Here is a 17,303-nt window from a genome sequence, read left to right on the forward strand (position 1 = left end):
GGCGGAACTCCTAACGGAAGACGACGGTGCTGTTGCCGTTGAGCAGGACGCGGCGCTCGCAGTGCCAGCGCACCGCGCGGGACAGGGCGAGCGCCTCGGCGTCACGCCCGACGGTCACCAGCTCGCGCGGCGAGTAGGTGTGGTCGACGCGCGCGACCTCCTGCTCGATGATCGGGCCCTCGTCGAGGTCGGGCGTGACGTAGTGCGCGGTCGCGCCGACGTACTTGACGCCGCGGTCGTAGGCCTGGTGGTAGGGCTTGGCGCCCTTGAACCCGGGCAGGAACGAGTGGTGGATGTTGATCGCGCGGCCTTCGAGCTTGAGGCACAGGTCGTTGGACAGCACCTGCATGTACCGCGCGAGCACCACGAGATCGGCCTGGTACTCGCCGACCAGGTCGAGCAGCCGCTGCTCGGCCTCCGGCTTGGTCTCCGGCGTCACGGGTACGTGCTCGAACGGGACGCCGGCCGCCTCGGCCATCGGCCGCAGGTCCTCGTGGTTCGAGACGACCACGGCGATGTCCGCACCGAGGCTGCCCGCACGCCAGCGGAACAGCAGGTCGTTGAGGCAGTGCCCGAACTTCGACACCATGACGAGCAGCCGCGGCGCCGTCCCGTCGGCGAACCCGTACTCCATCGCGAAGTCCCCGGCCACGACTGCGAAGTCGCGGCGCAGATCGTCCACAGTGGTCGGTTCGGGCGCGGTGAACGACGTGCGCAGGAACAGCGAGCCGCGGACGTCGTCGTCGAACTGCTGGTGCTCGACGATGTCGCAGCCCTGCCCGACGAGGAACGTCGTGACGGCGTGCACGATGCCCGAGCGTTCGGGGCACTTGAGCGTCAAGGTGAAGGTCATGAGACGTACTCCAGACTCGCGTCGGCCAGCCAGGCTTTGAAGTACCCGGAGAACGACTGCCGCACGAGGATCGTGAAGCCGTCTTCCCGGACCATGAGCACGATCCCCGTGCGCGCGAACAAGGTCTGCACGCACGTACCGGGCGGTGACATCTCCAGGTCGATCGAGCAGCCGTGGGCGAGGACGTCCCGCGCGTGCGACCCGGTGAGCTGCACGGTGACGCGCTGCGCCGAAACGTCGACCACCGCGTCACTTTCACGTGAAAGCGACGCTTCCAGCTCGGCTTGGCGGCCGGGTTCGGCGAGCACGAGGTACTCGTCGGGCCCCATCCACAGGAGGTCGACGCCGTGGCCGCTGGTGAACGTGCACGGCTCGGGCAGGGGGACGCCGAGCAGGGTGTGCCCGTCACGGAGGCGCACGGTGAGCTGGGTGCGGAACGGTTCTTCGACCGCTTCAGCCGTCACGGCGGGCTCCTTCCTTGTCGAAGAGCACGGATTCGGTCACGGTCACCGGCACCACTTGGTCGCCGACGGGGACGTACAGCGTTTCGCCGACGCGCTCACGTCCGGAACGCACCAAGGCGAGCGCGAAGGTCCGTTCCAGCGCGGCGCTGTGGTAGCTGGAGGTGACGTGGCCGAGCATCCGCACCGGGGGCTCGGGCACGACGTCGGACTCGATGATCTGCGATCCCTCAGGCAGCAGCACCGACGGATCCACGGGCAGCAGACCGACGAGCTGCTTGCGGTCCGGCCGGTTGTTCTCGGTGCGGGCGAACGACCGCTTGCCGAGGAAGTCGGCCTTCTTCTTGGACACCGCCCAGGACATCCCGAGATCCTGGGGTGTCACGGTGCCGTCGGTGTCCTGGCCGATGATCGGGTAGCCCTTCTCGGCGCGCAGGACGTGCATGGTCTCGGTGCCGTACGGCGTCGCCCCGGCGTCCACTATGGACTCCCACAGCGCGAGGCCGTACCACGAAGGCACGTTGATCTCGTAGGCCAGCTCGCCGGAGAAGCTGATCCGGCAGACGCGGGCCGCGATCCCGGCGACCCCCGCGTCCTGCCAGGTCATGAACCCGAAGGCGTCGTTGCTCACGTCGAGATCCGGGGCGAGCGCGCCCAGCACCTCCCGCGACCGCGGGCCGACCAGCGGGATCGTGGCCCAGTGTTCGGTGACCGACGTCGCGAAGACGTTGAGGTGCGGCCATTCCGTCTGCAGCCACTCCTCCATCCACTCGAGGACCATCGCCGCGTTGCCGGTGGTCGTGATGACGAGGAAGCGGTCCTCGGCGACGCGGATGACCGTGCCGTCGTCGAGGACCATGCCGTCGACGCCGCACATCACGCCGTAACGGATCCGGCCGACCTTCAGGTTGCTCATCATGTTCGTGTAGAGCATGTCGAGGAACGCGCCGGCGTCCCGGCCCTGGACGTCGATCTTGCCCAACGTGGACCCGTCCATGACGGCGACGTCGGTGCGCGCGGCGCGGCATTCGCGCGTGACCGCGTCGTGCATCGACTCGCCCGGTCGCGGGTAGTACCACGGCCGTTTCCACTGGCCGACGTTCTCGAACTCGGCGCCGTGCTCGACGTGCCATCGGTGGATCGTGGTGACCCGCACGGGATCGTGCAGCTCACCGCGGTTGCGCCCGGCCAGCGCGGCGAACGACACCGGCGTGTACGGCGGCCGGAACGTCGTCGGCCGCTGGGTCGACAGGTCGACACCGAGCGCCTCGGCGGTGATCCCCGCGGCGAGCAGCCCGGACGTCTTGCCCTGGTCGTGTGCGGTCCCGATCGTCGTGTAGCGCTTGATGTGCTCCAGCGAGCGCAGCCCCGCACCGGTGGCGCGCAGGACATCGGAAACCGTGGCGTCGCGCTGCTGGTCGACGAACCGGGTGTCCACTTCGGACTCCGGAGCCGGGACCTGCCAGAGGATCTTCGCCTCCGGCAGCCCTTCACCCGCGGCCGCACCGACCACGCTCACCGTCGGCAGGTCACCGTCCGGAACGTAGGCGCCGAGGCGAGCGTCGTACCGCAGCTTGCCGCGGGCCTGGCTGAACAGGTGCACCGCCGGGTTCCAGCCACCGGACACGAGCAGCAGGTCGCACGGCACCCGCTCCCCCTTCATCGACCCCAGCGGAGCAACGTGCACGGCCGTGATGTGCGTGTCGCCGTCGGTGCCGATGACGCCGTAGCCCTCGCGGGCGTCGACGATCCGCACGATCTCGGCCCCGGCCGCCGCCAGGTCGGAGGCGGCGTCGTACGCGCTGTCGTTGGTGGTGAACACGACCACCCGCTGCCCGGCCAGGACTCCGTAGCGGTTCAGGTAGGTCCGCGCGGCACCGGCGAGCATGATGCCCGGGCGGTCGTTGTCCGGGAACACGATCGGCCGCTCGTGGGCGCCGGTGGCCAGCACGATCTTCCGGGCCCGGATCCGCCAGACCCGCTGCCGCGAGATCCGCTCGGGCGCGGCGGGCTCGCCACGGCGTTCCAGAGCCAGCACGAACCCGTCGTCGTAGATGCCGAACGCCGTGGTCCGCGAGAGGAACCGGACGCCCTCCGGAGCTTCGCCGTCGGGCTGGTCGTCGACCAGCAGTACCCGGCCCTCGGCTGCGGCCGCGGCGGCGCGCCCGGCGGGTCCGGCGCCGACGACCAGGACGTCACAGTGGACGTGCTTGGCGTCGTACCGCGCCGGGTCGGGCTCGGCGGCCAGGCGGCCCTGACCGGGCAGGCCGCGGGCGACCAGGCCGTCGTACAGCTCGACGGTGGTCGCGCTCAGCATCGGCTCCGGGAACGGCGCTTCGATCTGGACCAGGGCGTTCGAGTCCTCGACGCCGGCCGCGACGATGCCGCGCGGCCGTCCGTACTTGATGCTGGTCGCGACCTGGTGGATGCCGTTGGCCAGCAACGCGGAAGCCAGGGTGTCGCCGAGGAACCCGGTCAGCTCGCGGCCGTCGAAGGTGAACTTGAGCGGGACGCCGGACAGCCGGGTCATGGGATCACCGGCTTCGGCTCGTCGAGGCGGTAGACCGCCAGGAGGTCGTGGGTGCGGGTGTCGCGCACGGCGTTGAACCACCGGCGGCAGCCCGCGGAGTGGCTCCAGCGCTCGGCGAGCGGCCCGCTCGGGTTGGCGCGGAAGAAGACGAACTTGGCCCAGTCCTCATCGGACAGTGCGGCCGGATCCTCCGGGTAGGCGACGTGGGCCTGGCCGCCGTAGTGGAACTCGGCCTCTTCACGCGGCCCGCACCACGGGCAAGGAATCAACTGCATGATTGCTCCTAATGCGCGACGGCGGCGGCGCCGTGCTCGTCGACGAGGGCACCGGTGGTGAACCGGTCCAAGGTGAACGGTTCGGCGTACTCGTGCGGTTTGCCCCGCGCGATGGTGGCCGCGAAGACGTCACCGACCCCGGGCGTGGCCTTGAAACCGCCGGTGCCCCAGCCGCAGTTGAGGAACAGGTTCTCCACCGGGGTGAGCCCGATGATCGGCGACGCGTCCGGGCTGACGTCGACGATGCCCGCCCACGTCCGCAGCAGGTGCGCCCGCGCGAACACCGGGAACAGCTCCAGCGCGGCGGCCATCTGCTGCTCGATGATGTGGAACGAACCGCGCTGGCCGTAACCGTTGTAGCTGTCGATGCCGGCGCCCATCACGAGTTCACCCTTGTGCGCCTGGGAAACGTAGACGTGCACGGCGTTCGACATCACCACCGTGGGGTGGATCGGCTCCAGCAGCTCGGACACCAAGGCCTGCAACGGATGCGACACGAGCGGCAGGTCCAGGCCCACCATGCGGGCCAGCACCGAGGAGTGCCCGGCGGCGCACAACGCGACCTTGCCCGCGGCGATCGTGCCCCGGCTCGTCTCGACCGCGGTGACTCGGCCGTTCACCGTCGAGATGCCGGTGACCTCGCAGTTCTGGATGAGGTCGACGCCCATCGCGTGCGCGGCGCGGGCGAAGCCCCAGGCCACGTAGTCGTGCTTGGCGATGCCCGCGCGCGGCTGGTAGGTCGCGCCGAGCACCGGGTAGCGGACGTCCGGCGCGGTGTTGACGATCGGGCACAGCTCCTTGACACCGTCGGTGTCCACCCATTCGGCGTCGATGCCGTTGAGCTTGTTGGCCTCGACGCGGCGGACGCTGTCGCGGACGTCCTGCAGGCTGTGCGAGAGGTTCAGCACCCCGCGCTGGCTGAACAGGATCGGGTACCCGAGGTCCTCTTCGAGGCCCTCCCACAGCTTCAGCGAGTGCTCGTAGATGCCGGAGCTTTCGTCCCAGAGGTAGTTGGAGCGGATGATCGTGGTGTTGCGGGCCATGTTGCCGCCCGCGAGCCAGCCCTTCTCCAGCACGGCGACGTTGGTGATGCCGTGCACCTTCGCCAGGTAGTACGCGGTGGCGAGGCCGTGCCCGCCGCCACCCACGACGACGACGTCGTAGTTCTTGCGAGGTTCCGGGTCCTCCCAGAGGAAGTCCGGGTGGTCCGGCAGGTCCGCGCCGGGGGTGCGAGGCATCCGAGTCCTCCTGGTCGACTTCTGATATATCAATTGTCGATGTAGGCTAAGCGGCGTGAACCCACAGGTCAATCCCCCGTCGCTGGCCGAACAGGCGTACCTCTTCGTCCGCGATCGCCTGGTCATGCTCGACATCCGACCGGGCGACCCCATCAACGAGGAGTGGCTCGGCACCACCCTCGGCATGGGCCGCACGCCGATCCGCGAGGCACTCAAACGCCTCGAATCCGAGCGGCTGGTCGTCGCCTACCCGCGGCGGGGCACGTTCGCCACCGACGTCAACATCTCCGACCTCGCGCACATCTCCGAGGTCCGGCGCACGCTGGAGCCGATGGCCACGGCCGCCGCGGCCGAGCGCGCGACCGCGGCCGACCGGGTCACGCTCACCGAGCTGCGCGGCCGGCTCGACGTCGGCGTCCCGGCCGGCGACAACGCCGAGCTGCTGCGCACCGACCTCGCCCTGCACCGGGCGATCTACCGGTGCGTGCACAACCCGTTCCTCGAGGACACGCTCATCCGGTACGACAACCTCGCGACGCGGATCTGGTGCGTGTTCGTGCCCCGGCTGCCCGGGATGGCCGGCCACGTCGACGAGCACGTCCCGCTCCTCACCGCGATCATCGAGGGTGACGCCGAGAAGGCCGCCGCGCTCACGCTCGAGCACGTCGCCGGCTTCGAGGCGGCCATCCGAGCCTTGATCTAGAACCCCAGCCGCGCGCGGACCCAGTCGTGGAACTCGCCGATGTGGTGCTCGCTGGGCACGAGCACCCCGCCGCCCGCGTAGGCGCGCGAGTCCATCGCGAGCTGGCAGCGTTCGCACGCCTCGAAGTCCTGGAGGTTGACGCGGTGGAACAGCTCGACCGAGCGCGTCAGGTCACGCCCGGACTCGACGACGCCGGGCAGGTAGAGCCAGTCGCAGCGCACCAGCGTCCGGTCCGGGGCGAGCGGGAACATCCGGTGGAGGATCACGTGGTCGGGCACGAGGTTGACGAAGACCTGCGGCCGGATGGTGATCGCGTAGTACTTGCGGTCCTGGTCCTCGGTGACACCGGGCAGCCGGTCGACCCCCTCGCTGCCGTCGATGGTGAAGCCCTGGACGTCACCGCCGAACGCCGCACCGTGGCCGACGTAGTACTGCGCGGCGTACCCGTCGGCGAACTCCGGCAGCACCTCGGTGAGCTCGGGGTGGATCGTCGCGCAGTGGTAGCACTCCATGAAGTTCTCGATGATCTGTTTCCAGTTCGCCTTCACGTCGTACTCGATGCGCTTGCCCAGCGCCAGGCCGTCGACGCCGTACGCCTCGATCGCCTCCGCGCCGCCGAGCCGTTCGGTGACCGCGGCGACGACGCTCCCGTCGAACGGCGGCGGCTCGTCGGCCAGGCAGACCCAGGCGTAGCCAAGCCACTCGCGCAGGTGGACTTTCGTCAGGCCGAACGTCGTGCGGTCGACGTCCGGCATGCCGGTGAGGTTGGGCGCGGCGATCAGCTTGCCGTCGAGCCCGTACGTCCAGGCGTGGTACGGGCACTGGAACGCGCGCTTCACGGTGCCGGACTCGTCGGTGCACAGCCGCGCGCCGCGGTGGCGGCAGACGTTGAGGAACGCGTTCAGCTTGCCGTCCCGCCCCCGCGAGACCAGCACGCTCTCCTTGCCGATCTGGACCGTCTCGAACGCACCGGGGCCGGCGAGGTCCGCGCTGCGCACGGCGCAGAACCAGTCCGCCTCGAAGATCTTCGCCTGCTCCAGCGCGAAGATCGCCGGATCGGTGTAGTAGGTGCCGGGCAGCGTGGCGAGCAGGCTCGGCGGGAGATCGGTTGCGGTCACCGGCGTGGTCCTCTCCGCGGATCAGTTCGGGAGTAGTTGCGCAGAACGCGTCTTGTTGCTCACTCCGGAACAGAGTGACTGCCGCCAACCGGCGATGTCAAGACGGGTTTTTCACCTACCACCGGGTAGGAGATCCCGTTACCCGCCAAAGACTTCCCGCACGTTTCACACCGCGGGGCCGTGGATGGCGCGGCGGAAGAGGGCTTCGATCTCCTCCCGGGTCGGGCGGGGGTCGGCCAGGGCCGCCTGCATGAGCAAGCCGCAGAACAGGCCGGCCAGGAGACGGCCGGTGAGCGGGTCGGTGCGGATGCCGTAGAGCTCGGTGAGGGCGTCGTCCCAGGCCGCGCTCGCCTTGCGCAGCCGCGGCCGGTGCAGGGCCGCGACGTACAGGTCGTACTCGACGACCGTGTCCCGGTACTGCTCGTTGATGTAGCCCATGACCAGGTCGGCCAGCGCGGCGGCGAAGTCGGCGTCCGGCGGGAGCGCGGCCTCCCACTCCTTCAGCGCGTGGACGTTCTTCTCCGCGGCCTCGTGCAGCGCCACCTCCAGCAGGTCGTCCAGCGTCGCGAAGTGGTAGGTCGTCGAGCCCAGCGGGACGTCGGCCTGCGCGGCGACCGCGCGGTGCGTGAGCCCGTCGATGCCCCGCTGCGCGACCACCTCGATCGCCGCCTTGGCGATCCGCGCGCGCCGGTCGGGATCGTTGGGGCCACGACGCCGGGTCCCCGCGGATTCACTCTTCGTCATCGCTGCCGCAACCCCCTTGTGGACATCTGTACACGTCTCGCGTACAAATGTACGCACTCAACGCGCCGAGCAGCCACTACCGATCCGGAAGGGGCCGCATGAAAGACCTGTTCATCGACGGGAACTGGACGGACGCGTCCGGGGGCACCGCCTCCGACGTGCTGAACCCCGCCACCGGCGAGGTGATCGAGAAGGTCGCCGAAGCCGGCCGCGAGGAGGTCGGCGCCGCCGTCGACGCGGCGCGCCGGGCCTTCGACGACGGCCCGTGGCGCGCGACGACCGCCACCGAGCGCGGCGACCTGCTGCGCCGCGTCGCCGACCTGCTGGTCCGCGACCGCGAGGAGCTGGCCCGCACCGAGAGCCTCGACACCGGCAAGACGCTGGGCGAGGGCCGGATCGACATCGACGACGTCACGAACGTCTTCCGCTACTACGCCGACCTCGCCGGCAAGGACGCCGGGCGGATGGTCGACGCGGGCAGCGCGTCCGTCGTGAGCCGGATCGTGCACGAGCCGGTCGGCGTCTGCGCCCTGATCGCGCCGTGGAACTACCCGCTGCTCCAGATGTCCTGGAAGGTCGCCCCGGCGCTGGCCGCGGGCAACACCGTCGTGCTGAAGCCGAGCGAAGTCACGCCGCTCACCACGATCAAGCTGGTCGCCCTGCTCGAAGAGGCCGGGACGCCGCCGGGCGTGGTCAACCTCCTGCTCGGCACCGGGACCGTCGGCGCGGCCATGGTCGAGCACCCGGCCGTGGACCTGGTCTCGTTCACCGGCGGCTACGCGACCGGCGAGAAGATCATGACGGCCGCCGCGAAGGGCGTCCGCCGGGTCGCCCTCGAACTCGGCGGCAAGAACCCGAACGTGGTCTTCGACGACGCCGACTACGACACGGCCCTCGACTACGCGCTGATGGCCGCGTTCGTCCATTCGGGACAGGTCTGCTCGGCGGGCGCGCGCTTGATCGTCCAGGATGGCATCCATGACCGGTTCGTCGCGGACCTCGCCGCGCGCGCCGACCGGATCCGGGTCGGCGACGGCTTCGATCCCGGGACCGAGACGGGCCCGCTCGTCTCGGCGCAGCACCGCGCCAAGGTCGAGGGGTACGTCGAAAGCGCTCTCCGAGAGGGCGCGACGCTGCGGGCGGGCGGCAAGCGGCCCGAAGGCGCGCAGTACGAAAGCGGTTTCTTCCTGCGCCCGACCGTGTTCAGCGACTGCACCAGGGACATGGCGGTGGTCCGGGAAGAGGTCTTCGGCCCGGTCGTCACCGTCGAACGCTTCCGAGAAGAGGCCGACGCGATCGCGCTGGCCAACGACACCGAGTACGGGCTCGCCGGAGCCGTGTGGACGTCGGACGCGTCCCGCGCCCAGCGGGTCGCCGGGGCCCTGCGCCACGGCACCGTGTGGATCAACGACTACCACCCCTACCTGCCGCAGGCGGAGTGGGGCGGGTTCGGCCGGTCCGGCATCGGCCGCGAGCTCGGACCGTCCGGGCTGGCGGAGTACCAGGAGAGCAAGCACGTCTACCAGAACATCGATCCCGTTCCGCAGCACTGGTTCAAAGGCTGAATTCCCCTCCCCCACCACGTGAGGACGTTGCCATGACCACTCAGGAAAAGCCGGCGGGCGGGGGGCCTGCCCCGGACGACAGCTCCGACCTCGAGAAGTTCGGCTACCGCCAGGAGCTCGAACGGTCTCTGGGCTCCTTCTCCAGCTTCGCCGCCGGGTTCAGCTACATCTCGATCCTGACCGGCGTGTTCCAGCTCTTCTTCTTCGGCTTCGGCTCGGGCGGGCCGGCGTTCATCTGGACCTGGCCGCTGGTCTTCGTCGGCCAGCTCTGCGTCGCACTGTGCTTCGCCGAGCTCGCCGGGCAGTTCCCGCTCGCCGGTTCGGTGTACCAGTGGGCGAAGCAGATCGCGAAGCCCCGGACGTCGTGGCTGGCCGGCTGGATCATGATCATCGGCGCGATCGTCACGGCCGCGGCCGTCGCGGTGGCCTACCAGATCATCCTGCCGCAGGTGTCGACCGCGTTCCAGATCGTCGGCAGTGACGCCGACGCCGGCCTGACCTCGACCCCGGGCGGCGCGCAGAACGCCATCATCCTGGCGCTCATCCTGGTCGTGTTCGCCACGATCGTGAACATCATCGGCGTCAAGCTGATGGCGAAGATCAACAACTTCGGCGTCGCGGTGGAGCTCGGCGCGAGCGTGCTGCTCGTGATCGCGCTGGCCATCCACATCAAGCGCGGCCCGGGCATCGTCTTCGACACCCACGGCACGGGTGACGGTCACACGTTCGGGTACCTCGGGGCCTTCCTGGTGGCGTCGCTCATGAGCGCGTACGTCTTCTACGGCTTCGACACCGCGGGCTCGCTGGCCGAGGAGACGACGCAGCCGCGCCGGCACGCCCCGCGCGCGATCCTGCGGGCGATCACGGCCGCGTTCATCGTCGGCGGGCTGATGATGCTGGTCGGCATGATGGCCGTCGGCGACCTCAACGCGCAGGAGCTGAGCACGTCCGGCATGCCGTACCTGCTGAAGAGCACCCTCGGCGAGGGCCTGGGTGACGCCTTCCTGATCTGCTCGGCGATCGCGATCACCGTGTGCTGCCTGGCCGTGCAGACCGCGGCGATCCGGATGACGTGGGCGATGTCCCGCGACGGCCGGCTGCCGTTCAGCAAGGCGATGTCCAAGGTGTCGCCGCGCTCGAAGACGCCGGTCGTGCCCGCGCTGCTCACCGGCGGCCTCACGATCGTGGTGCTGCTGATCAACCTGGGCAACCAGCGGGCGTTCTTCATCCTGACCTCGACGGCGATCATCCTGTTCTACATCCCCTACCTGATGGTCACCGCGCCGATGCTGCTCCGCCGCCTGCGCGGTGGCTGGCCGCGCCCGGACCACGGCCCGTACTTCAAGCTCGGCCGCTGGGGCACGCTGGTGAACGCGGTCGCGGTGCTCTACGGCGCCGGGATGACGGTCAACCTGATCTGGCCGCGCGCCGAGGTCTACGGCGACGACCACTGGTACTTCCAGTGGGGCGCGGTGATCGTCACCGCGCTGATCGTCCTCGTCGGTGCGATCATGCTCTACATCCGGCGCGGTACCTGGGGTTCGTCGCACACGAGCCCCGAGCACATGCCCGACGACGCCCCGGACACCCTGCCCGGCTGAGAACCTTATTCTGGTTAGGACGGCGCTATGGATCGTGACATACCTACCGGCGGTGACTCTCGCGCCGGCCGACGGCTGAATAAGGTTCTCCAGGAGGCCCCATGAGTTCCGATACCTACGACTTCGTCATCGTCGGCGGTGGCTCGGCGGGCTGCGCGCTGGCGAACCGGCTTTCCGCCGACCCCAACAACAAGGTGCTGGTGCTGGAGGCCGGCCGGTCGGACTACAAGTGGGACGTCTTCATCCACATGCCGGCCGCGCTGACCTTCCCGATCGGGTCGAAGTTCTACGACTGGGGCTACCGCAGCGAGCCCGAGCCGCACATGAACCGGCGCCGGATCTACCACGCCCGCGGCAAGGTGCTCGGCGGCTCGTCGAGCATCAACGGGATGATCTTCCAGCGCGGCAACCCGATGGACTACGAACGCTGGGCCGGCGACCCGGGAATGTCCACATGGGACTACGCGCACTGCCTGCCGTACTTCCAGCGCATGGAAAACTGCTTGGCCGACGCTCCGGACGGGCAATGGCGTGGCCACGACGGCCCGCTGGAGCTGGAGCGCGGCCCGGCGTCGAACCCCTTGTTCCAGGCCTTCTTCGACGCCGCCGAGGAAGCGGGCTACCCACGCACCGACGACGTCAACGGCTACCGGCAGGAGGGCTTCGCGGCGTTCGACCGCAACGTCCGAAAAGGACGCCGGTTGTCCGCGGCCGGCGCCTACCTGCACCCGGTCGAGCACCGGCCCAACCTCACGGTGAAGACGCACGCCTTCGTGTCGCAGATCCTCTTCGACGGCACCCGCGCGATCGGCGTCGAGTACGCCGAGGGCCGGGGCGTGCCGGGTGAGGTCTACGGCAAGGAGATCATCCTCTGCGGCGGGGCGATCAACAGCCCGCAGCTGCTGCAGCTGTCCGGCGTCGGCAACGCGGCCGACCTGGAGAAGCTCGGCATCGACGTCGTGAAGGACCTGCCGGGTGTCGGCGAGAACCTGCAGGACCACCTGGAGGTGTACATCCAGTACGCCTGCAAGGAACCCGTGTCGATGCAGCCGTCGCTGGCGAAGTGGAAGCGGCCCGCCATCGGCGCGCAGTGGTTGTTCCTGCGGTCCGGCCCGGCCGCGACCAACCACTTCGAGGGCGGCGGGTTCGTCCGGTCGAACGACGAGGTGAAGTACCCCAACCTGATGTTCCACTTCCTGCCGGTGGCGATCCGCTACGACGGTTCGGCGCCCACGGAAGGGCACGGCTACCAGGTGCACGTCGGCCCGATGTACGCCGACACCCGCGGTTCGGTGAAGCTCACCTCGACCGACCCGCGGCAGCACCCGGCGATCAAGTTCAACTACCTGTCCACCGAAAACGACCGGCGCGAGTGGGTCGAGGCGGTGCGGGTGGCGCGGAAGATCCTCAACCAGTCCGCGATGGACCGGTACAACGGCGGGGAGATCTCGCCGGGGCCGTCCGTCGAGTCCGACGAGGAGATCCTGGACTGGGTCGCCAAGGACGCCGAGACGGCGCTGCACCCGTCGTGCACGGCCAAGATGGGCGTGGACGAGGGTTCCGTGATCGACCCGCAGACGATGCGGGTGCACGGCACCGAGGGCCTGCGCGTGGTCGACGCGTCGGTCATGCCCTACATCCCCAACGGCAACATCTACGCGCCCGTGATGATGACCGCGGAGAAGGCCGCGGACCTGATCCTCGGCAACACCCCGCTCGCGCCGCTCAAGCAGGCGTTCTACCGCCACGGCGAGAACTAGCCCGGACGTCGCAGCGCCCGTACCACCATCCCCGGTACGGGCGCTTCGCGGTGCCCGGATTATCCGTTAGCGGGTAACGAAAACTACCGGGGCGTACCCCCTTGACGACGCCTGACATGGCACTCAGACTTTGTTGCGGATCACAGTCGATGTTCCTCAATGCGCAACAGTTAGCGGAGGCGTCATGATTCGCGCATGCACCGTCGACGAGCTGCCCCCGGGTGAGTCCGTCCGGATCCCCGGGACTCCCGCCATCGCGGTGTTCCACACCGAGGACGGCGAGCTGTACGCCATCGACGACACGTGCACCCACCAGGACGCCTCGCTGGCCGACGGCTGGCTCGAGGGCTGCTTCGTCGAGTGCCCGCTGCACGCGGCGCTGTTCGACCTGCGCACGGGCGTGCCGAGCTGCCTGCCCGCGAAGGAGCCGGTGCGGACGTACACCGTGCTGGTCGACGACGGCGTCATCTACGTCGAGGGCGTGGCCCGCGAGGACGCCGCGTGAAGCGCGTCGCGGTCGTCGGCGCCTCACTGGCCGGGGTCCGCGCGGCACAGGAGCTGCGCGCGCAGGGCTACGACGGAGGCGTGGTGCTGATCGGCGAAGAGGCGCACCTGCCCTACGACCGGCCGCCGCTGTCCAAGGGTTTCCTGGCCGGGACGACGTCCCGCGCCGCGCTGGAGCTGCTCGACGCCGGCGACCTCGCGTCGCTGGCCCTGGACTTCCGCCTCGGCGTCCGGGCGACGTCCCTGGATCCTGCTTCTCGCCGGGTTTTGCTGTCGGACGGCAGCTCGGTGCACGCGGACGGCGTCGTCATCGCGACGGGCGGCCGCGCGCGCACCCTGCCGGGCTTCGAGCGCGCCCACACGCTGCGGACGATCGACGACGCGGTGGCGTTGCGAGCCGCGTTGGTCCCGGGGGTCCGCGTGGCGATCGTCGGAGCCGGGTTCATCGGCGCCGAGGTGGCCTCGACGTGCCGTTCGCTGGGCCTCGACGTGGTCGTCCTGGAGGCGTTGAGCGCGCCGCTGGCCCCGGTGCTGGGCCCGGAGCTGGCCGCGGTGTGCGCCCGGCTGCACGCCGACCACGGCACGGACCTGCGCTGCGGAGTCGCCGTCTCGAGCCTGTCCGAGTCCGGCGTCCACCTGGCCGACGGCTCCCTGGTCCCGGCCGACGTGGTCGTGGTGGGCGTGGGCATGACCCCGGCGACGGACTGGCTGGCGGGCTCCGGCCTGACGGTCGGCAACGGCGTCCACACGAACGCGGGCCTGGTCACGGACCTCCCCCAGGTGGTGGCCATCGGCGACGTCGCGCGCTACCACGTTTCCGGTGAGGGCCGCCGCCACGAGCACTGGACGAACGCGTCGGAGCAGGCACCGGTAGCGGTGGGCAACCTCCTGGCGGGGCGGACAGAACGCACGTACGTCCCGAGCGGGTACGTCTGGTCGGACCAGTACACGGGAACGCTGCAGCTGGCCGGGCACCCCCGCCCGGACGACACCGTCACCTTCGTGGAGGGCGGCCCTGCGGACCCTTCGTTCGTGGCGACGTACCAGCGTGATGGCGCGACGGTGGGGGTGTTCGCGTTGAACAACGCGAAGCTGTTCAACCGGCTGCGGCGCCAGGCGTTGCGCCGCCCGGCCGCCGTCTGACCAGGGCGCTGTCGACCGCGAAGCGAATCAGCTCGGGACGGCGGCGCAGCCCGGTCTTGTCACGGACGCGGTCGAGGTAAGACCGCACAGTCCGCACGGAAACCGCCAGCTGCTCGGCGATCTCCACGTCTGTGCGCCCCTCCGCCACCAGCTGCAGCACCCGCCATTCGCGTGGGTTCAGTGACGGTTCCCCAGCTTCGGACGGTTCAACGTCAGGCGCCGGACCGAACTTCGCCGGCACGTGAATCTCCCCAGCCGCCACGATGCGGAGGACGCGGAGCATCTCTTCGGCGTCAACGTCCTTGCTGAGCACCGCCTGCACCCCGACCCGGAGGGCGTGCAACGTCAGTTCGGCGCTCGCCGCGGCGCTGATGACCAGCACACGGATCGTCGGGTCCACCGACCTGATCCGTGCCGCCGCGTCGATCCCCAGGAGCCCGGGCAGGTAGTGGTCCATCAGGATCACGTCGGGGCGAGTAGCCAGAGCGAGCGAGACGGCCTCCTCGCCGTTCTCGGTAGTGCCGACCACGTCGTGCCCGGCCTCGACCAGCACGCGCGTGAGAGCTGTCCGGTAGAGCGGGTGGTCCTCGACGACCAGCAGCCGCAACGGAAGCTCACTCCGGCCGGCGGATTCGGGCTCGGCGACCGAAGCGACGTCCGGTTGCCGGGCGGCGACCCAGAGCGCGCGGAACCGGGCGACGTCCGCCTTCAGCGCGGTCACCACGGCTTCCAGCGCGGGCCAGGTCGGCACGGCGGTGCCGGCCAGCACGCGGTGCGCCGTGTCCCGGCTGATCCCGCCTCGCTGGGCGATTGCGCGCACGCCGGGCGCGCCCGCCTGGAGGTAGATCTCGTGAAGCGCGTCGACGAGGTTCCGACGTGCACCTTCCGGTACGTCCGGCCTGCGGATCACCGCCATCGCCATCTCCGTCCGATTTCGTCAGAAGGTATGGTAATTATTACGGCCGATCCGTCAAGATGACAAGGTCTCGCCAGTCGGACACCTGGGAGCCGATGATGAGCCTGGACCCCGCCCTCGCCGCCGCCATCGCCGGTGGTTCCGGGCTGCCTGTGCTGATCTACGGCGCAGCGCGGATCGCGGACCGGGTGGCGTTCCTGATCGGTCTCCGGATGTTGCTGCGCCGCGGGAGACCTCGGGCCAGCGACGCCGTCCTGTCCGACTACATCACGCACCACGCGCCGCGATCCCGCCGGAATCCGGCGCCGCCTTAGAGCGACAGATCGTCCAAATCGGACTCCAGCCGGGCTCGCCAGGTCCAGCGGCGTTCCGTCGTGTCCGCCCCATCGGTCGCCGGCGGCCCCAGAGGCAGCGCCTGGTCCTTGATGCCGAACGTCACCCGGTAAGCCAGCACCGAAGCCGCCGTGCGGATCCAGGCGTCGCCTGATGTTCCGCTTGGTGGGGCGACGCCGAGGGCGTGGCTGAACCACATCGGCAGCAGGGCGTTCGAGCCGATCGCGTCCGTGATCCGGGTGCGCAGGCGGACCTGCAGGTCGTGCCACGCTCGTTCCGCGCGCTCCAGCTGGGGCAGCACCCGGGCGTCCACCGCGTCCGCCTCGCGCAACGCCAGCCGGGCCTGGTCCGCGGCGTCGGAGGCCGCCGGGATCTCGTCGTCCAGCAGGGTGCGGCGCCGGGTGCTCAACGCCCGCAGCGACGACTCCGCGTCGCCGCGGGCGCGGGAACCGTGGTCCGTCGTCGCGAGGCGGCGGATGACCTCCAGCAGGTCCGCGTCGCACCGGGCCTGCGCCGCGCGCACCGAATCCAGCCGCGCGATCTCCTGCTCGTGCCGGGCGCGCTGCTCCTTCGTCACCAGCTCCTTGTGCAGGTCGTCCCAGCGCGCGGCCTGCGCCGCCAGGGCCCGCGTCTCCGCGCCGACGTCGTCGAGGTCGGCCTGCGGCACCCCGTCCGACACGCGCACCGCGCGCTCCAGCGCCTGGACCTGCTGCTGCAGCCGTTCGAGCTGACGGCTGAGCTGGTCGACGCGGTGCTCCTGCGACGCGCCGGGGCCGAGCCGGTCGGCCAGCGCCGTGACCTCCTGGCGCAGGCCGGCGTCGCGGTTGTCGGCGTCCTGGACGGCGGTGCGCAGCACGTCGACGGCCGCGAACAGCTCGTCGAGGTCGCGGCGGGTGTCGTCGGCCGGCTCGGCGTAGTCCGCGTACTCCGCCTCGAAGTCGGGGTCGTCGCCGTAGGTGGCGTAGCCGCGCGTCACGGGATCCGGCTTTCGCGCACCAGCCAGGCGATCGCCGCCGCGGTGCCGAGTACGGCCAGCACCGTGCACACCACCGTCGCCGTGGCCGACGGCCAGGGCAGCAGCGCCACCACCAGGAACACCGCGGCCACTGTGCCCGCCCACGCCGCGCGCGTCCGCTCGCGCAGTACCGCCGGCACCTTCCGCACGGGCGCGAAGCCGACCCACATCCCGGCCGCGAACATCGGGACCAGCAGCGGCAGCCACCCGGGCGACAGCACGCCGAACAGCACGAGCGCGCCCGAGACGAGCCCGGCGAGCACCGGCCCGGCGGCGAAGAACACGACCGCGCGCTGCGTCGCCGCGTGACGGGCGCCCAGCTCCGCCGACACCAGCCGGTGCACGGCCTCGTCGAGGTCCGTCTCGGCGTCCAGCAGCCGGGTGGCCGCCGCCACGAGCCGGTCCATCGGCTCGGGGTCCTCGGCACCGGGCTCCGGCGCCGTGCCGAGCCGGCCCGCCAGGTCCTGCTTGAGCCGGTCCACGCGCGCCGCCGCCTGGTCGCGGTCGTGCTGGGCTGGAGTCGTCACGCGGACACTTTAAGTGC

17 protein-coding genes are annotated in these 17,303 nt (G+C 70.3%); 7 read left to right on the top strand and 10 right to left on the bottom strand.

Annotated elements, in window-relative coordinates; all coding sequences use genetic code 11:
* Positions 1 to 10 precede the first annotated feature (10 nt).
* The 5 genes from purU to VA596_RS00355 are packed head-to-tail and all read right to left on the bottom strand — an operon-like array spanning position 11 to position 5,357.
* Positions 11 to 853, bottom strand: a complete 843-nt coding sequence (gene purU, locus VA596_RS00335) for a formyltetrahydrofolate deformylase (protein ID WP_323322359.1) — start codon at positions 851 to 853, stop codon at positions 11 to 13.
* Entirely contained in the window at positions 850 to 1,317 is a 468-nt protein-coding gene (locus tag VA596_RS00340) for a sarcosine oxidase subunit gamma (protein WP_323322361.1), read from the bottom strand. The genes purU and VA596_RS00340 overlap by 4 nt, the downstream gene beginning before the upstream one ends.
* Positions 1,307 to 3,844, bottom strand: a complete 2,538-nt coding sequence (locus VA596_RS00345; protein ID WP_323322363.1) for a 2Fe-2S iron-sulfur cluster-binding protein — start codon at positions 3,842 to 3,844, stop codon at positions 1,307 to 1,309. The genes VA596_RS00340 and VA596_RS00345 overlap by 11 nt, the downstream gene beginning before the upstream one ends.
* The gene (locus VA596_RS00350) at positions 3,841 to 4,119 is read right to left on the bottom strand and encodes a sarcosine oxidase subunit delta (protein ID WP_285475991.1); all 279 of its coding nucleotides are present in this window, start codon (positions 4,117 to 4,119) and stop codon (positions 3,841 to 3,843) included. Before VA596_RS00350 ends, VA596_RS00345 begins: the two co-directional genes overlap by 4 nt.
* 8 nt (positions 4,120 to 4,127) lie before the next feature.
* Positions 4,128 to 5,357 carry a sarcosine oxidase subunit beta family protein gene (locus VA596_RS00355; protein ID WP_323322365.1) on the bottom strand — a complete coding sequence of 410 codons (1,230 nt, stop codon included), beginning with the start codon at positions 5,355 to 5,357 and terminating at the stop codon, positions 4,128 to 4,130.
* 55 nt (positions 5,358 to 5,412) lie between these two features.
* Between VA596_RS00355 and VA596_RS00360 the strand changes: the two genes are divergently transcribed.
* On the top strand, positions 5,413 to 6,060 hold the full coding sequence (locus VA596_RS00360; RefSeq protein WP_323322367.1) for a GntR family transcriptional regulator: 648 nt from the start codon (positions 5,413 to 5,415) through the stop codon (positions 6,058 to 6,060).
* Here VA596_RS00360 and VA596_RS00365 read toward each other — a convergent pair.
* Complete coding sequence (locus VA596_RS00365) at positions 6,057 to 7,178, bottom strand: aromatic ring-hydroxylating oxygenase subunit alpha (RefSeq protein WP_323322369.1); 1,122 nt, start codon at positions 7,176 to 7,178, stop codon at positions 6,057 to 6,059. The genes VA596_RS00360 and VA596_RS00365 overlap by 4 nt on opposite strands.
* Before the next feature lie 165 nt (positions 7,179 to 7,343).
* Positions 7,344 to 7,922 carry a TetR/AcrR family transcriptional regulator gene (locus VA596_RS00370; protein WP_323322371.1) on the bottom strand — a complete coding sequence of 193 codons (579 nt, stop codon included), beginning with the start codon at positions 7,920 to 7,922 and terminating at the stop codon, positions 7,344 to 7,346.
* Between the two features lie 98 nt (positions 7,923 to 8,020).
* Here VA596_RS00370 and VA596_RS00375 point away from each other — a divergent pair, with 98 nt between their 5' ends.
* The 5 genes from VA596_RS00375 to VA596_RS00395 all read left to right on the top strand — a co-directional run bounded on the left by VA596_RS00375 (position 8,021) and on the right by VA596_RS00395 (position 14,495).
* Positions 8,021 to 9,487 carry an aldehyde dehydrogenase family protein gene (locus VA596_RS00375; protein WP_323322373.1) on the top strand — a complete coding sequence of 489 codons (1,467 nt, stop codon included), beginning with the start codon at positions 8,021 to 8,023 and terminating at the stop codon, positions 9,485 to 9,487.
* Positions 9,488 to 9,519: 32 nt separating this feature from the next.
* Positions 9,520 to 11,088 (top strand): amino acid permease, encoded by a 1,569-nt coding sequence (locus tag VA596_RS00380; RefSeq protein WP_323322375.1) that lies wholly within the window; start codon positions 9,520 to 9,522, stop codon positions 11,086 to 11,088.
* A 101-nt stretch (positions 11,089 to 11,189) separates the two neighbouring features.
* Positions 11,190 to 12,848, top strand: coding sequence for a choline dehydrogenase (gene betA / locus VA596_RS00385; protein ID WP_323322377.1), 1,659 nt, complete (start codon positions 11,190 to 11,192; stop codon positions 12,846 to 12,848).
* 184 nt (positions 12,849 to 13,032) lie between these two features.
* Positions 13,033 to 13,353, top strand: coding sequence for a bifunctional 3-phenylpropionate/cinnamic acid dioxygenase ferredoxin subunit (locus VA596_RS00390; RefSeq protein WP_323322379.1), 321 nt, complete (start codon positions 13,033 to 13,035; stop codon positions 13,351 to 13,353).
* Positions 13,350 to 14,495, top strand: a complete 1,146-nt coding sequence (locus VA596_RS00395; protein ID WP_323322381.1) for an NAD(P)/FAD-dependent oxidoreductase — start codon at positions 13,350 to 13,352, stop codon at positions 14,493 to 14,495. Before VA596_RS00390 ends, VA596_RS00395 begins: the two co-directional genes overlap by 4 nt.
* On the opposite strand, the gene VA596_RS00400 is transcribed toward VA596_RS00395, so the two are convergent.
* Positions 14,449 to 15,411 carry a response regulator gene (locus VA596_RS00400; protein ID WP_323322383.1) on the bottom strand — a complete coding sequence of 321 codons (963 nt, stop codon included), beginning with the start codon at positions 15,409 to 15,411 and terminating at the stop codon, positions 14,449 to 14,451. The genes VA596_RS00395 and VA596_RS00400 overlap by 47 nt on opposite strands.
* Before the next feature lie 98 nt (positions 15,412 to 15,509).
* On the opposite strand from VA596_RS00400, the gene VA596_RS00405 reads away from it, so the two are divergent.
* Positions 15,510 to 15,725 (top strand): hypothetical protein, encoded by a 216-nt coding sequence (locus VA596_RS00405; RefSeq protein ID WP_323322385.1) that lies wholly within the window; start codon positions 15,510 to 15,512, stop codon positions 15,723 to 15,725.
* Here the strand turns inward: VA596_RS00405 and VA596_RS00410 are convergent.
* Both VA596_RS00410 and VA596_RS00415 read right to left on the bottom strand, forming a co-directional pair.
* On the bottom strand, positions 15,722 to 16,720 hold the full coding sequence (locus VA596_RS00410) for a hypothetical protein (protein WP_323322387.1): 999 nt from the start codon (positions 16,718 to 16,720) through the stop codon (positions 15,722 to 15,724). The two genes, VA596_RS00405 and VA596_RS00410, sit on opposite strands and share 4 nt — an antisense overlap.
* Complete coding sequence (locus VA596_RS00415; RefSeq protein WP_323322389.1) at positions 16,717 to 17,286, bottom strand: hypothetical protein; 570 nt, start codon at positions 17,284 to 17,286, stop codon at positions 16,717 to 16,719. Before VA596_RS00415 ends, VA596_RS00410 begins: the two co-directional genes overlap by 4 nt.
* Positions 17,287 to 17,303 lie beyond the last annotated feature (17 nt).

This window comes from Amycolatopsis heterodermiae (assembly GCF_034929455.1).
In the GTDB taxonomy this organism is placed as follows: Bacteria; Actinomycetota; Actinomycetes; order Mycobacteriales; family Pseudonocardiaceae; genus Amycolatopsis; species Amycolatopsis heterodermiae.

Excerpts from the sequence above, each read along its gene's own strand:
- purU (WP_323322359.1), bottom strand. The coding sequence starts at position 853 with ATGACCTTCACCTTGACGCTCAAGTGCCCCGAACGCTCGGGCATCGTG.
- VA596_RS00345 (WP_323322363.1), bottom strand. The coding sequence starts at position 3,844 with ATGACCCGGCTGTCCGGCGTCCCGCTCAAGTTCACCTTCGACGGCCGC.
- VA596_RS00350 (WP_285475991.1), bottom strand. The coding sequence starts at position 4,119 with ATGCAGTTGATTCCTTGCCCGTGGTGCGGGCCGCGTGAAGAGGCCGAG.
- VA596_RS00355 (WP_323322365.1), bottom strand. The coding sequence starts at position 5,357 with ATGCCTCGCACCCCCGGCGCGGACCTGCCGGACCACCCGGACTTCCTC.
- VA596_RS00370 (WP_323322371.1), bottom strand. The coding sequence starts at position 7,922 with ATGACGAAGAGTGAATCCGCGGGGACCCGGCGTCGTGGCCCCAACGAT.
- VA596_RS00375 (WP_323322373.1), top strand. The coding sequence starts at position 8,021 with ATGAAAGACCTGTTCATCGACGGGAACTGGACGGACGCGTCCGGGGGC.
- VA596_RS00380 (WP_323322375.1), top strand. The coding sequence starts at position 9,520 with ATGACCACTCAGGAAAAGCCGGCGGGCGGGGGGCCTGCCCCGGACGAC.
- betA (WP_323322377.1), top strand. The coding sequence starts at position 11,190 with ATGAGTTCCGATACCTACGACTTCGTCATCGTCGGCGGTGGCTCGGCG.
- VA596_RS00390 (WP_323322379.1), top strand. The coding sequence starts at position 13,033 with ATGATTCGCGCATGCACCGTCGACGAGCTGCCCCCGGGTGAGTCCGTC.
- VA596_RS00400 (WP_323322383.1), bottom strand. The coding sequence starts at position 15,411 with ATGGCGGTGATCCGCAGGCCGGACGTACCGGAAGGTGCACGTCGGAAC.
- VA596_RS00405 (WP_323322385.1), top strand. The coding sequence starts at position 15,510 with ATGAGCCTGGACCCCGCCCTCGCCGCCGCCATCGCCGGTGGTTCCGGG.